Below are 14,279 nucleotides of genomic sequence, written 5' to 3'. Positions count from 1 at the left end.
CTCCCAAGTGCGAGGGCCGCGCCTCGCTCCGTGATGGGTTGAAGGCCGAGAGACCGGCTCCCGGCCGCCCATCGCGGAGATCATCCCGATGACGACCAAAGAGCCGGCGGACATCCGCCTACGCGTCCTCAGCCTCGGCGCTGGGGTTCAATCGACCACGCTCGCCTTGATGGCCGCACATGGCGAGATCGGTCCAATGCCCGACTGCGCCATCTTCGCCGATACCAGATGGGAGCCCCAGGCGGTCTACGAACATCTCGCCTGGCTGAAATCGCCCAACGTCCTGCCGTTCCCCGTCCACATCGTGTCGGCCGGCAACCTGCGAGCCGATCTACTTGCCGGCGCCAGAGGGAAGCGCTGGGCTTCGATCCCGGCCTTCACCCGCAATGTCACGCCCGCCGGCACCGAGCTCCCCGTTTACGACGAAGACGAAAATGGCGATCTCGTTGTCGTCGGCGCCCGCATCCTCAAGACCGAGCGGGTAGGCGTCGGCATGATCCGCCGCCAATGCACCGGCGACTACAAGATCGTGCCGATCCGCCGAAAGGTCCGCGAGCTGCTCGGCATCGCCGGTCGGCGGTCGCCTGCGACACCGGTCGCCGAACAATGGATCGGCATCTCGCTCGACGAGGTGCTCCGCATGAAGCCCTCGTTCGAAGCGTGGCAGGTCAACCGCTGGCCGCTGATCGAACGCCGCATGACCCGGCACGACTGCCTGCGCTGGCTCAAGCGCAACGGCTATCCTCGGCCACCCCGGAGTAGCTGCATCGGCTGTCCATTTCATTCCGACGATCATTGGCGGCACATGCGCGACCATGATCCCGACTCCTGGGCCGATGCCGTGTGGGTCGATCGCAACATTCGCACGGGTTTCCGCAAAATCCGCGGTGAGCTCTATCTGCATCGCTCCGCCGTTCCCCTCGACAAGGCCGATCTTACGACCGACGCCGATCGCGGCCAGCTCGATCTCTGGCCGAACGAATGCGAGGGGCTGTGCGGTGTCTGATGCCGCGCGTCCCTGCCATCCCGCCGATCCGGTTCTGCGCACCGACGCGCTTACGGCCTCGCGTCTTTCCGTACCGCCGAGGCAGATCGCCGCCGCAGAGAGTAAGAGGGCTGCGCCCTTTTTCCGTGACGGGTTTCAAGCCGAGAGAGAGGCTCTCGGCGCCCGTCGCGGAGTATATCCCGATGGCCACTGCCGTTCAGAAAATCACCCTCAGCGCCTCGCGCGACATTCCCTTCAACAAGCTCGTGCTCAGCCAGTCGAACGTCCGCCGTGTAAAGGCCGGCGTCTCGATCGAGGAGCTCGCCGAGGACATCGCCCGCCGCGGCCTCCTCCAGAGCCTCAACGTGCGGCCGGTTCTCGACGCCGAAGGCGCCGAGACCGGCATGTTCGAGATTCCGGCCGGCGGTCGCCGCTTCCGGGCGCTCGAACTCCTCGCCAAGAAGAAGCGGCTCGCGCGAAGTGCGCCCGTCCCCTGCATCGTGCGCGAGACCGGCACCGGTATCTCGGCCGAGGAGGATTCGCTCGTCGAAAATGTACAGCGCGCGCCGCTGCATCCGCTGGATCAGTTCCGCGCCTTCCAGACCCTGCGCGAACAAGGCTTGAGCGAGGAAGAGATCGCCGCGCGCTTCTTCGTGTCGGTCAACGTCGTCAAGCAGCGGCTCAAGCTGGTCTCCGTGTCGGAGAAACTCCTCGAGCTTTACGCCGACGAGGCCATGACGCTCGAACAGCTCATGGCCTTCACCGTCTCGGCCGATCCCGCTCGCCAGGAGCAAGTCTGGGAAGCGATCGAGCAAAGCTGGTCGAAGGAGCCCTATCAGATCCGCCGCATGCTGACCGAAAACACGGTCCGCGCCTCGGACCGGCGCGTGCGTTTCGTCACGCTTGGGGCCTACGAAGAGGCTGGCGGCGCGGTCATGCGCGACCTGTTCCAGGATGACGACGGCGGATGGGTCGAAGACGTCCCGCTGCTCGAACGGCTCGTTGCCGACAAGCTGAAGGCCGAAGCGGAAAGCATCGCCGGCGAAGGCTGGAAATGGATTCAGGTCGCCGCCGACTTTCCCTATGGCCACACCCATGGGTTGCGCGAACTCGCCGGCACGCCGATCGAACTGACCGACGAGGAGCGCGCCACGCGAGCCGCGCTGGGCGAAGAATATGACCGCCTCGAATCCGAATATGCCGAGGCGGACGAACTGCCCGATGAGGTGGATGAGCGGCTTGGTGAAATCGAGGCCGCACTCGAAAGCTTCGAGGCGCGCCCGGTCGCCTACGATCCCGCCGAGGTCGTGCGGGCCGGCGCTTTCGTCAGCATCGCGCATGATGGCCGGCTCAGCGTCGATCGCGGCTATGTTCGCCCCGAGGACGAGGCTCCGGTCGGCAGCGAGGAGACTGACGCACCGGGCGCCGGCCATCCCGGCTCCGAGGACGACGCTACCGTTCAACGCACCGTGATCACGCTGGGCGGCGAGTCCCAGGACGATGACGAAGAGGAGGATTTCATCAAGCCGCTGCCCGAGCGGTTGGTGACCGAGTTGACGGCACATCGCACGCTCGCGCTGCGCGATGCGCTTGCGGGCAACCCGCATATCGCGATGACCGCGCTCCTGCACAAGCTCGTGCGCGACACCTTCCAGCATATCGCTGCGCCGGGATGCCTGGAGGCTTCGGTGCGCCACGTCTTCTTCCCCGTGCAGGCGGACGATCTGAAGGACAGCGCGTCCGCCAAGGCCGTCGAAGAACGCCAGGACGCGTGGAAGAGCGACCTGCCGACCGACGACGACGCTTTGTGGGATCGAATCAACGGCCTCGACGAGACGGGCCGCATGGCGCTTCTGGCCCATTGCGTGTCGTTCGGCGTCAACGCGCTCTACGAAAAGGCCAACCCCTATGGCGCCGGCCCGACGCAGCATGGCGTGCAGCAACGCATCCATGAGGCGAATCGGCTCGCCCGTGCGCTCGGTCTCGACATGGCAGCGATCGGGTGGCGGCCGACGGTCGGCAACTATCTCGGCCGGGTGACCAAGCCGCGAATCCTCGAAGCCGTGCGCGAGGGCGCCGGCGAACAGGCCGCGCAGCTCATCGACCACCTCAAAAAGGGTGACATGGCGAAAGAGGCCGAACGGCTTCTCGCCGATAGCGGCTGGCTTCCCGAGCCGCTCCGACTGGCGCCCCTGGATGGGGACGCGGCGGACCGGCCTGACGACGAGACCGAAGCGCTGCCTGCATTCCTCTCCGATGACGACGAGGCAGGCGAGCTCAGCGAGCCGGACGAACCGGCGGCGATCGCCGCTGAATAACGCAAGGACGCGCGGGACGGCTCGCCCCGTCCCGCGCGTCTCCCCGCTTTCCATCCACTCACGCCCGGTCCTCGCGCCGGGCGCTTTTCATTTCAGGAGCAATTCCGATGGACACCGATACCCCCAAGCCGATGCCGACGATCGATTATGCCGCCTTTGAGGCAAAACAGAAGGCGTTTGACGAAACCGCCCGCCGCCTGCTCGTGGGCAACAAGACAGTGCTGTTCGAACTGCTTGCCGAGGCCGGTATCAGCCAGGTTGTCGTCAAATTCGATGGTTATGGCGATAGTGGCCAGGTGGAAGAGATCGACGCTTTCAAAGGCGACCAGCCAGCCGACCTGCCCGACGCCAAAATCGAGATTCAGTCCGCACTCTGGGGCAGCCCCGACGTCAAGCGGGAACTTTGCAGCACCGACGAGGCGATCGAGACCATGGCCTATGATTTCCTCAGCCAGACCCATGGCGGCTGGGAGAACAATGACGGCGCCTATGGCGAGTTCGTTTTCGACGTCGCCGCGCGGTCGATCTCGCTCGACTACAACGAGCGCTACACCGCCACCGAATCCTACAGCCACGATTTCTGAGGGAGGCAACAATGGGACATTGCTATCACCACGCGCTTTCCTCGGTGCGCAAATGGGGTGGAACGGCCGACGACTATCTGCCGCTCCACCAATGGTTCGACGAACCGTCCAAGCTGATCACAGCGGACTTCCGGCACCGCGCTCTGCGCCATCATGCCCAAGGCATATTCGAACTGGAACGCACCTTTGGAAAGGCGCTTACGATCTCCACCGGACGCATCGTCCCTGTCCGCCTGATCGGCGAACAGCATGTGCTCGAGGATCTCGGCTTCATTCCGAGCTTCGCCGACTGGGTGCGCCAGATCCGTCCGCAGCCCTGGATGGGGCGCGCCCAGCCGATCCACAAGATCGTCGATCCGTTTGCGGCCGAAGGCAAGACAAGCGAGCCGGACCAAACCCAATCGGAGGCAGTGCGATGAAACCTGAATATCCGCTGCGGCTGTTTTTCGATTGCTCGACGGCGCATGTCTCGCCCGCCACCCGGACCTGGCTGGAAACGCTCGCTTCAAGCGGCGAGGCGATGATCGCCGCCACGCCCTATGGCTGGTTTCTCTGGGTCGAGGAGACGCCCCCAACCGATCAGCCCGCTGATCTCTCATCGGTCATGGACCACGCGCGGCAGCTTGGCGCCGAATACATCCTCTTCGATCGCGACGCGCCGGAAAACGACGCTTTGCCGGTCTTCGACGATTAGCGCCGCAGCCCTTTCCACCGATCTCACCATCAATCCCGCCCGGCCAGCGCGCCGGGCGTTTTCGTTTCAGGAGTCCGTCATGGCCGACTATTTCACCCATTTCTCCTGCGTGCTCGATGTCGGAACGCCCGACAACGCGGCCCGCGCACTCGATCTCTACAACCGCCTGTCCGACGAAAACGCATCGGAAGATCCGCCATCCGAAGGGTTCGATCTTTCCATCGTTCCCGAACATGGCGGCACCAGCCTCTGGATCCGCGACGATGTCACCGGCGACCCGGAGCATGTCATCCAGTTCGTCAAACGCTGTGCCAGCGCGTTCGGCCTCACCGGACGGTGGGGCTTCCAATACGCCAATACTTGCTCGCGCCCCCGCGTCGGCGCGTTCGGCGGTGGCGCCCATGTTCTCGATCTCGCCACCGGCAAGACCGTGGCGTGGACCTACACCGGAGGCTGGCTCTACGAGGTGCTCGATGGAGGCGATCCCGATGCCTGAGATCATCGAAACCACCGTCTATCAGCTCGATGAGCTCGCGGACGCCGCCAAAGACGAAGCCCGCGCATGGTATCGGCAGACCGGCTTCGAGCATGACTGGTTCGAGTTCGTCTTCGACGACTTCGAACGCATCTGCGCCATATTTGGAATAGAGCTGCGAACTTACCCGGTCCGCCTCTACGGCGGTGGCGCAAGGCAGAAGCCGTGCATTTTCTTCTCCGGGTTCTGGAGCCAGGGCGACGGAGCCTGCTTCGAAGGGCGCTATCGCTATGCCAAGGCCGCTCCCCGCGAGATTCGGGGCTATGCGCCGAAAGATGGCGAGCTGCACCGGATTGCCGATGCTCTGCAGGCGGTCCAGCGGCGCAACTTCTACCAGCTTCATGCCAGCATCGTCCACCGGGATCGCTACTACCATGAATATTGCATGGCGATCGGAGTCGAGCGCGACAGCCCGACCTGGCAGGACATGACGGCCGATGCAGAAGATGCAGTGATCGAGACGCTGCGCGATCTGGCGCGCTGGCTCTATCGCCAGCTCGGAGCCGAATATGAGTATCAGTCCTCCGACACCTCCGTCGATGAGGCGATCCTCGCCAACGGCTACACCTTCACGGAGAACGGACACCGGTTCGGATAACAGTCGTTACCAGACTGCCACTTCCCATTGGCCGTTCACGCGGGCAAAACCGATCGCCCGGTTCTGCGGCGTCGCGTTCGGCTTGGTCGGGTCGAGCACGACCTGGGTCATGCACATCACGCCCGGGCCGACTCCACCGGGCGAGCAGTCGCCGAGCTTCAACGTCGCATGAGAGAGCACCGTCCCCGTGAACAGACGATGTCGGCGCACGGCCTCCGTCGCTTCCTCCTCGGTCGGCTGTGCGATCCCGGCCGCCGCGGCAGGCGACGCCGGGGCGGGCGCGATAGCGGGCCGCAGAATGAATCCGGCCACAAAGCCGATAACGAGGCAGGCGGCCGCCACAATCCCGATCGTGCTTCCTCTCACCACGCTCTCCTCGAAACCCAATGGCGGCGCACTCTCATCATTCCCGATGTCAGCGGAACCGCGGTGCGCCATCTTATGAATAAGCGATCATAGCCCCTTCGGCCTGGCCCCGAAACAACGACCGTCTATTGACCGAACGGTTCGACCGATCTTCTGCACCTGACACCTCCGTGCGCCTGCGGCTTCCTGGCTGGAGGCGCCGCGACCCAGGTCAACGGACAAGCCGTTCCCGCGCGCCAGGGCGCTGGCGTGACCCCCGCCGCCTGACCGCCCTCCGCCCGTCGCAACGCGAACTGAAGGCGAGGCAATGTGCAGAGTGTTGAACAAGCATCGGTCGGGCGTTCCGACCGGGGCCGTCTATATCGGCCGGGGCAGCAAATGGGGCAATCCGTTCCGCATTGGTCGGGATGGCGATCGCGCGACCGTCATCGCGAAATATGCGCGCTGGCTCGCGAGCCAGGTTCATCTGCTGCGCGCGCTCGACGAGCTGCGCGGTCGCGACCTCGTCTGTTTCTGCGCGCCGCTGCCCTGCCATGGCGATCTGCTTCGCAGGCTCGCCAATGCCAGCCGGGAGGAGCGGATCGCATGGTGGTGCGAGGCGGCACGACCCTCATCGCACGCCGCTGAATGATCATGGCGTCTCGACGGGGATAGGCGCTCGTCCCTTGGCACGTTTGGCCAGCTTGCGATCGAAACTTAGAAAGACGTTGCAATGACCGGCTTTGGCGAGGTGGAGCGCGTCGGCGAAATCCATGCCCTCGCTCATCCAGTCGAGCGCCTGCGCCAGGATCGCCGGCTCCTCGATCATAATGCCCGGCAAGCCGGCCAGCCCACGCAAGCCATCAGCAATCCGAGACGGCGCAAAACCATAGCCGCTGCGCAGCACCCACTCGCTTTCGAGCAGCACCGTCGTTGCAATGAAGATATCACCGGCTTCAATCGTGGCGCGCGCCGCCTTGGCCTGGCGCTTGTCGTCGGCGGTCAGAAAGCGAACGACGACATTGGTGTCAATCGCGCGCACGCCGCGCCGCCTCCGCCGCGACCGCAGCGTCCATCTCATCTATCGACTTCGCCCGACCTTCAAAGGCGAGCGAACCGAACACCGCTTCGACGGTCGCGGGCGCAAAGGCAGGCTCCGGCTTCAGCAGCACACCCTCCGACGTGCTCTCCACCGTCAGGCGCGTGCCAGCGGGCCAATGCCGCAAGTCGCGGATCGCCTTTGGCAGAATGACCTGGCCCTTGGTTGATATGACAGTCGTCAGCCGATCCTGTGCGTTCGCCACGGCGAACCTCCTTAAATGTAAGACGTAAGTAAGATAGCTTGAAAAGGCGCAATCGGCAACAGCTTCGGCGCCTCCGGACGAACCGCATAAGCCGTCCATCAACATAAGTCGTTGGGCGGCTTTGCTTATCTTGGACGAGCGACTTCCTCTGCGCGCACTCTCCTGCCACGACTTCAATGCCCGTCGCACCGCGCGGATCGCAGAATGGCGGGGCCTGACGGCCGCCGCCCGAGAGGAAGAGGACGGCCGGAACGGGTTTGAGCCGGTCCGGTCGAGAGAGAGCGCCGGTCAGCTCGTCCTTCTCCGCTCTCCCGAGGTTCCCATCATGAACAACGCTTCCGCACAGGCGGCCGCTCAGGCCGCCTCGCTCCCGCTCGCACCGGAGACCCCGCCGGCTCGCGCCGTCCTTGCCGCCGCCGAGCAGCTTCTGCCCCATCTCGAACAGGGTCGGCCGGTCGACGCCGCGACGCTGCGCGCCGCCATGGAGACCGCCTTCGGCGCGTCCGACGCGAGCGGCGCCTGGGACTGGAAGACTGCTTACGACGCCTGCGAAGCCGCCACCGTCCTGTTCCTGCGCAAATACGGAAAGGCGCTCTTCCGCAAATCCGCTTCGCCGGCTTTGCGGCTTTCCGCTCTGGCCAAAATCACCGGCCTTTTGCCGACTCATACGCGCCGGTCCGAGCAGGCGCAGGCCTTTCAGCAGTTTTCTACGCCCCTGCCGCTGGGCCTCGCGGCGCTGACCGCGGCCGCGCTGACGCCGGCCGACCGCGTGCTGGAGCCCTCGGCCGGCACCGGCCTTCTGGCGATCCTCGCCGAGATTGCGGGCGCGACGCTCGATCTCAACGAACTGGCCGAGACACGCGCCGACCTGCTTTCCGCTCTCTTTCCGGCCGTACCGCTCACGCGCTACGACGCGGCCCAGATCGACGACCATCTGGATCCGGCCACTGTCCCAAGCGTCGTCATCATGAATCCGCCCTTCTCGGTGATGGCCAATGTTTCCGGGCGGATGGGCGACGCCGACTATCGGCACATCGCCTCCGCCCTCGCACGACTTGCTCCGGGCGGTCGTCTCGTCGCGATCACCGGCGCCAATTTCTCGCCCGACGCTCCGGCCTGGCGAGACAGTTTCATCCGGTTGCAGGAGCGCGGCCGCATCGTGTTCACCGCCGCGATCGCGGGCTCTGTCTATGCCAAGCATGGCACGACCATCGAGACGCGTCTGACCGTCATCGACAAGCGTCCCGCCGAAGACAAAGCGCGCTTTCCCGAATCCGCCGGAGTCGCGCCCGATGTCACGACGCTCCTGCAATGGCTGGATAACCTGCTTCCCCCTCGCATGAGCTGCTCGCTGCCAAGCGTGCCCGTCGTGGCTGGCGCTATGCCCCGCACCGTGCGCGGCTATCTCGCCCGCGCGGCCAGCGTGCAGCCGCCTCGCGGCATTGCCGCGCCCGACGGCCTGCCGCTCAGCTACGAGCCGGTCGACTGGACGCCGCCCGAGGGCGCACGCCTGTCTGACTCGATCTACGAACCCTATGCGCTCCAGTCGATCCGCCTTCCCGGCGCGCAGCCCCATCCGACCAAGCTCGTGCAATCCGCAGCCATGGCATCGGTCGCGCCGCCCAAGCCGAGCTACCGACCGACGCTTCCGGCCGCGCTCGTCTCCGCGGGCATTCTCTCCGATGCGCAACTCGAAACGGTCATCTATGCCGGCGAAGCGCATGGTGAATATCTCGCCGGCGCCTGGACCGTGGATGAGACCTGCGATGTGGTTTCCGCAGCTTCCGATGATGCGGCCCACAGCGTCCGCTTCCGCCGCGGCTTCATGCTCGGCGACGGCACCGGTGCCGGCAAGGGCCGCCAGTCGGCCGGGATCATCCTCGACAACTGGCTCCAGGGCCGCCGCAAGGCCGTCTGGATCTCGAAGTCCGACAAGCTGCTCGAGGACGCCCAGCGCGACTGGTCGGCGCTCGGCATGGAGCGCTTGCTGGTCACGCCGCTGTCGCGCTTTCCGCAGGGCACGTCCATCCGGCTTGCCGAAGGCATCCTTTTTACCACCTATGCCACGCTACGGTCCGACGACCGGGGAGAAAAGCTTTCCCGCGTCAAGCAGATCGTCGAATGGTTGGGCTCCGACTTCGATGGAGTGATCATTTTCGACGAGAGCCACGCCATGCAAAACGCCGGCGGCGGAAAAAGTGAACGCGGCGACGTCGCCCCCTCGCAGCAGGGCCGTGCCGGGCTCAGGCTCCAGCACGCGCTCCCCAATGCGCGTGTCGTCTACGTCTCGGCAACCGGGGCAACCACCGTTCACAATCTCGCTTACGCCCAGCGGCTCGGCCTGTGGGGCGGGGAGGATTTCCCCTTCGCCAACCGCGCCGAGTTCATCGAGGCCGTCGAGAATGGCGGCGTCGCGGCGATGGAAGTGCTCGCCCGCGACCTGCGCGCACTCGGCCTCTACACGGCCCGGTCGCTCTCCTATGACGGTGTCGAATATGAGCTGGTCGAACACCAGCTTACTGCTGAGCAGACCCGCATCTACGACGCCTATGCCGGCGCCTTTACCATCATCCACAATCATCTCGACGCGGCCATGCAGGCCGCCAATATCACCGGCGCGTCAGGCACCCTCAACCGGCAGGCGAAAGCCGCCGCCCGCTCGGCCTTCGAAAGCGCCAAACAGCGTTTCTTCGGCCATCTGCTGACGAGCATGAAGACCCCGACGCTGATCCGCTCGATCGAGCAGGATCTCGCCACCGGCCATGCCGCCGTCGTCCAGATCGTTTCGACCGGCGAGGCCCTGATGGAGCGTCGTCTGGCCGAAGTCCCGACCGAAGAATGGAATGATATTCGCGTGGATATCACGCCCCGCGAGTATGTCCTGGATTACCTTGCCCATTCCTTCCCGGTGCAGCTCTACGAGCCGTTCACCGACAGCGAAGGCAATCTTTCGTCTCGCCCCGTCTATCGCGATGGACAACCCGTCGAGAGCCGCGAAGCCGTCGCCCGCCGCGACGAGCTGATCGAGCGGCTCGCAGCGCTTGCGCCCGTTCCCGGCGCGCTCGATCAGATCGTCCAGCGGTTCGGCACGGAGGTGGCCGCCGAAGTCACCGGCCGATCACGCCGCGTCGTCCGCAAGGGCGAGCGCCTCGTCGTCGAGAACCGCGCGGCATCCGCCAATCTCGCCGAGGCGGCCGCCTTCATGGATGACCAGAAGCGCGTGCTGATCTTTTCGGACGCTGGCGGCACCGGACGCAGTTATCATGCCGATCTTGCGGCCCGGAACCAGCGCCTGCGCGTTCATTATCTGCTTGAGCCGGGCTGGAAAGCCGATGCCGCCATCCAGGGTCTCGGCCGCACCAACCGCACAAACCAGGCGCAGCCGCCGCTGTTTCGGCCAGTCGCCACCGACGTCAAGGCCGAGAAGCGCTTTCTCTCCACAATCGCCCGCCGGCTCGACACGCTCGGCGCCATCACGCGCGGGCAGCGCCAGACCGGGGGTCAGGGCCTTTTCCGGCCCGAAGACAATCTCGAATCGCATTACGCGCGCGATGCGCTCCGGCAGCTCTATCTGCTGCTCGTTCGCGGCAAGGTCGATGGCTGCTCGCTCGACCGCTTTGAATCGGCGACCGGCCTCCGCTTGACCGACGACAATGGCATCAAGGACGAACTGCCGCCGATCACGACGTTCCTCAATCGCCTGCTGGCGCTGACCATCGAGCTGCAGGGCGTGTTGTTCACTGCCTTCGAACAATTGCTCAACGCCAAGATCGAAGGCGCCATCCGCGCCGGCATATACGATGTCGGGCTCGAAACCCTGCGTGCGGAAAGCTTCGTCGTCACCGACAGCGACGTCATCCATACGCATCCGGGGACCGGGGCGGAAACGCGCCTGCTCACCATCGCATGCCGCGAGCGCAATCACCCCACGACCCTGGCTGACGCCCTCGATCATCTTGGCGATCCGCGCGCGCGGCTGCTGGTCAATGGTCGCTCACATCGCGCCGCCGTTCAGGTGCCGGCATCCGCGATCATGCTCGACGATGGCGAAATCGAGCGGCGCGTCTGCCTCATCCGGCCGATGGAACGGCACTATGCACCCTTGCACATGATGGCCGAAAGCCATTGGCAGGAAGTCGGCCGCGACGCTTTCGCCAAGGCCTGGCATGCCGAAATTGCCGACGTCCCCGAATTCTCCGAAAGCACGATCCACATCGTCGCCGGCCTGCTGTTGCCGATCTGGAAACGCCTGCCCGACGAATCCACCCGCGTCTATCGGCTCCAGACCGACGCTGGCGAGCGCATCATCGGGCGACGGGTCTCCCCGGCATGGGCGGCAAACGCCGCCACCACGGGGGCCACGACCCTCGCACCTGACCACGCTTTTTCCGCGTTGATGGACGGGACGACCACTCTCGATCTTGCCGAGGGGCTCCAACTGCGTCGCGCGCGCGTGATGGGCAGCTATCGCATGGAACTGAACGGCTTTACCGAAGCGATGCGGGAGCGTCTGCGCGCCTATGGCCTGTTCAGCGAGATCATCTCGTGGAAGCTGCGCTTCTTCGTCCCGGTCGACACCACCGGTCCCGTCGTTCTCGCCAAGCTGCTCGATACCTATCCGGTCGCGCGCATCATCGAGCGGGAGGCAGCCTGATGGCCCTGGAAAACCCGTCCGATCTCGCACACCGCCTTGGCCGCCAGGCCGAGGCGGTGTGCCGTCACTATCTCGCCAGCGGTCGCCGCGAAGGCCGCTACTGGCTGGTAGGGGACGTGCGCAACACGCCCGGCCGTTCTATGTATGTCCGGCTCAAGGATTCTCCCAAGGGACCGGCGGGAAAATGGACCGATGCCGCGACAGGGGAACATGGCGATCTACTCGACGTCATCCGCGAGAGCTGCGGCCTCATCGACTTCAAGGATGTCGCCGACGAAGCTCGGACGTTCCTCGCCATGCCACCGCCTGAGCCGGAGCCGCGCCCCCATGAGCGCCGCACTCCAGCACCTGTCGGCTCGCCCGAAGCGGCTCGCCGTCTCATCAAAATGGCGCAGCCGATTTCGGGCACGATCGTCACGACCTATTTGCACGAACGCGGGATTACGGATTTGCGCGGAACCGGAAGCCTGCACTACCACCCGCGCTGCTACTACCGACCGGATGACTATTCGCCGACCGAGACATGGCCGGCGATGATCGCGGCAGTCACCGATCTGGACGGACGTATCACGGGGGCGCATCGCACCTGGCTCGACCCCCGACGCCCGGATAAGGCACCGATCGAAACGCCGCGACGAGCGATGGGCGACCTGCTCGGCAACGCCGTCCGCTTCGGCCTCGGCGCCGAGGTCATGGCCGCCGGCGAAGGCATCGAGACCGTCCTGTCGCTCCGCCAGATCGCCGATATGCCAATGATGGCCGCACTCTCCGCAGCCCATCTTGCCGCTTGCCATTTCCCCGACACACTGCGCCGGCTCTATATCGCCCGCGACAATGACCCGGCAGGCGACGGCGCGCGCGATAGTCTGGTCGAACGAGCGGATGCGGCCGGAATCGAGGCGGTGGTGCTGTCGCCGCGGCTCGGCGACTTCAACGAGGACCTCCGCAAACTTGGCCGCGATGCCCTTGGCGCGCTGGTTCGTCCCCAATTCGTTCCACAGGACGTCGTCCGCTTCATGACGCTCGCGGCATAGGTCGGCGGAAGGGCCGGTGGCGGCTGCGAGCCGCCGCTCGCCCGGATGCATCCTGACAGCGGAGAGGACCGCGCCTCGGCCTTCCAAAGGGCGATCGACCCACAAACGGGCCGAGCCGGCAATGGCGGCGGCCGACTATTTTCCGGCGGCCCTTCGGGCCTTTCCATCGCGAACCAAAATAGCCGGCCTTTGCCATCAAAGGGCTTCGCTTCGCTCAGCCTGCCAGCCCGGCCCGTCCGTGGGCTTCGTCGCCAAGAAGGCCGCGACGGTCGCGGTCCAACCGACGGAGCACCCCATGACCGAGCGCGACGACCACGAACCGCACCACGACTCTTCTCCCACCGACCATGTCCTCAACGAACTTCAACTCTATGGCTACCGACCGTTCGAGGACGAGCCCGACCAGCGCCTCCTTCCAGAGGGCAACGAAGTGGCCCGCGCGATCGCCGACATCTTCGATGCGCTGATCTCGACTTTGGAAGACACCCGCCTCGAACCCGACCTCGACGATCTCCTCTGGTCGACCGTCAACACCTTCCAACGCGCCGCGGCGCGCGTCGATCGCGACCTCGACACCAACGAGCAGGCGCAGAAACGGTCCCAGAAGCAGCAAGACGGCAGCGAGGTAAAATCGGTCGAACTGGAACGTCTCATCGCCGAGGGGAAGACACTGGTGGAGCGCCAGGCGGCATTCGAACTCATGCGCGACGAGGCCGCCGAACACTATGAGCGCCAAGTCGGCAAGGCGTGGCTCCCGCGCAGCGGATCGAAGGTCAATCACCGCAATCTCACCGCGACGATGATCGACAGCCGCGACTTCGTCATGGCGAAGAAACGCGCCGAACAGCAAGTGCTGCTACCTCCCGGTCCCAAGATCGTCGTCACCGGCGGGCTCGATTTCAACGATCATCGGCTCATCTGGGCGAAGCTCGACCAGGTCCACCAAAAGCACCCCGACATGGTGCTGATCCACGGCAAGGCGCCCAAGGGCGCCCCCAAGATCGCATCGCTCTGGGCAAAGAACCGCAACGTGCCCCAGATCGGCTTCGCGCCCGATTGGACCAAGCACGGACGCGCTGCCCCCTTCAAACGCAATGACGAAATGCTGGAGATCGTGCCGAAGGGCGTCCTGCACTTCCCCGGCACCGGCATCGACGACAACCTTGCTGACAAGGCCAAAAAGCTCGGCATTCCGGTCTGGAAGTTCGGCGGCGCGTGAGCGCCGCCG

Annotated in this window: 14 protein-coding genes; 11 read left to right on the top strand and 3 right to left on the bottom strand. The window is 65.2% G+C overall.

All coding sequences use genetic code 11. The features are described 5' to 3' along the window. Positions 1-88 precede the first annotated feature (88 nt). The 7 genes from KNJ79_RS21535 (at position 89) to KNJ79_RS21505 (ending at position 5,714) form a co-directional block, all read left to right on the top strand. Complete coding sequence (locus tag KNJ79_RS21535; protein WP_021316498.1) at positions 89-1,006, top strand: hypothetical protein; 918 nt, start codon at positions 89-91, stop codon at positions 1,004-1,006. Between the two features lie 182 nt (positions 1,007-1,188). Beyond that, positions 1,189-3,303, top strand: a complete 2,115-nt coding sequence (locus KNJ79_RS21530; RefSeq protein ID WP_021316499.1) for a ParB/RepB/Spo0J family partition protein — start codon at positions 1,189-1,191, stop codon at positions 3,301-3,303. Positions 3,304-3,410: 107 nt separating this feature from the next. Continuing rightward, positions 3,411-3,887, top strand: coding sequence for a DUF6878 family protein (locus tag KNJ79_RS21525; protein ID WP_021316500.1), 477 nt, complete (start codon positions 3,411-3,413; stop codon positions 3,885-3,887). Between the two features lie 11 nt (positions 3,888-3,898). Next, positions 3,899-4,306, top strand: coding sequence for a DUF6915 family protein (locus tag KNJ79_RS21520; protein WP_021316501.1), 408 nt, complete (start codon positions 3,899-3,901; stop codon positions 4,304-4,306). Continuing rightward, entirely contained in the window at positions 4,303-4,581 is a 279-nt protein-coding gene (locus KNJ79_RS21515; protein ID WP_021316502.1) for a DUF5983 family protein, read from the top strand. Before KNJ79_RS21520 ends, KNJ79_RS21515 begins: the two co-directional genes overlap by 4 nt. Before the next feature lie 79 nt (positions 4,582-4,660). After that, the gene (locus tag KNJ79_RS21510; RefSeq protein ID WP_021316503.1) at positions 4,661-5,077 is read left to right on the top strand and encodes a hypothetical protein; all 417 of its coding nucleotides are present in this window, start codon (positions 4,661-4,663) and stop codon (positions 5,075-5,077) included. After that, complete coding sequence (locus KNJ79_RS21505; protein WP_031294183.1) at positions 5,070-5,714, top strand: hypothetical protein; 645 nt, start codon at positions 5,070-5,072, stop codon at positions 5,712-5,714. Before KNJ79_RS21510 ends, KNJ79_RS21505 begins: the two co-directional genes overlap by 8 nt. Positions 5,715-5,720: 6 nt before the next feature. On the opposite strand, the gene KNJ79_RS21500 is transcribed toward KNJ79_RS21505, so the two are convergent. Beyond that, a complete protein-coding gene (locus KNJ79_RS21500) occupies positions 5,721-6,152 on the bottom strand; it encodes a hypothetical protein (protein ID WP_021316505.1) in 432 nt (143 codons plus the stop codon). A gap of 235 nt (positions 6,153-6,387) precedes the next feature. Here KNJ79_RS21500 and KNJ79_RS21495 point away from each other — a divergent pair, with 235 nt between their 5' ends. Next, positions 6,388-6,711, top strand: a complete 324-nt coding sequence (locus tag KNJ79_RS21495) for a DUF4326 domain-containing protein (RefSeq protein ID WP_031294186.1) — start codon at positions 6,388-6,390, stop codon at positions 6,709-6,711. Here the strand turns inward: KNJ79_RS21495 and KNJ79_RS21490 are convergent, their stop codons facing one another. Together KNJ79_RS21490 and KNJ79_RS21485 are read right to left on the bottom strand one after the other, a co-directional pair. Next, positions 6,712-7,101, bottom strand: coding sequence for a type II toxin-antitoxin system VapC family toxin (locus tag KNJ79_RS21490; protein WP_021316507.1), 390 nt, complete (start codon positions 7,099-7,101; stop codon positions 6,712-6,714). Continuing rightward, on the bottom strand, positions 7,088-7,363 hold the full coding sequence (locus tag KNJ79_RS21485; protein WP_021316508.1) for an AbrB/MazE/SpoVT family DNA-binding domain-containing protein: 276 nt from the start codon (positions 7,361-7,363) through the stop codon (positions 7,088-7,090). The genes KNJ79_RS21490 and KNJ79_RS21485 overlap by 14 nt, the downstream gene beginning before the upstream one ends. Before the next feature lie 325 nt (positions 7,364-7,688). On the opposite strand from KNJ79_RS21485, the gene KNJ79_RS21480 reads away from it, so the two are divergent. From KNJ79_RS21480 to KNJ79_RS21470, 3 genes are all read left to right on the top strand, one after another. After that, positions 7,689-12,017, top strand: a complete 4,329-nt coding sequence (locus KNJ79_RS21480) for a strawberry notch family protein (RefSeq protein ID WP_031294187.1) — start codon at positions 7,689-7,691, stop codon at positions 12,015-12,017. Then, entirely contained in the window at positions 12,017-13,051 is a 1,035-nt protein-coding gene (locus KNJ79_RS21475) for a DUF7146 domain-containing protein (RefSeq protein WP_021316510.1), read from the top strand. The genes KNJ79_RS21480 and KNJ79_RS21475 overlap by 1 nt, the downstream gene beginning before the upstream one ends. A gap of 295 nt (positions 13,052-13,346) precedes the next feature. Then, positions 13,347-14,270: a DUF2493 domain-containing protein gene (locus tag KNJ79_RS21470; protein ID WP_031294190.1), complete on the top strand. Its 924-nt coding sequence runs from the start codon at positions 13,347-13,349 to the stop codon at positions 14,268-14,270. Positions 14,271-14,279: the final 9 nt, after the last annotated feature.

The sequence above is a fragment of the Sphingopyxis indica genome, from assembly GCF_032879645.1.
In the GTDB taxonomy this organism is placed as follows: domain Bacteria; phylum Pseudomonadota; class Alphaproteobacteria; order Sphingomonadales; family Sphingomonadaceae; genus Sphingopyxis; species Sphingopyxis indica.
This window is presented reverse-complemented; position numbering and strand designations above follow the sequence as displayed.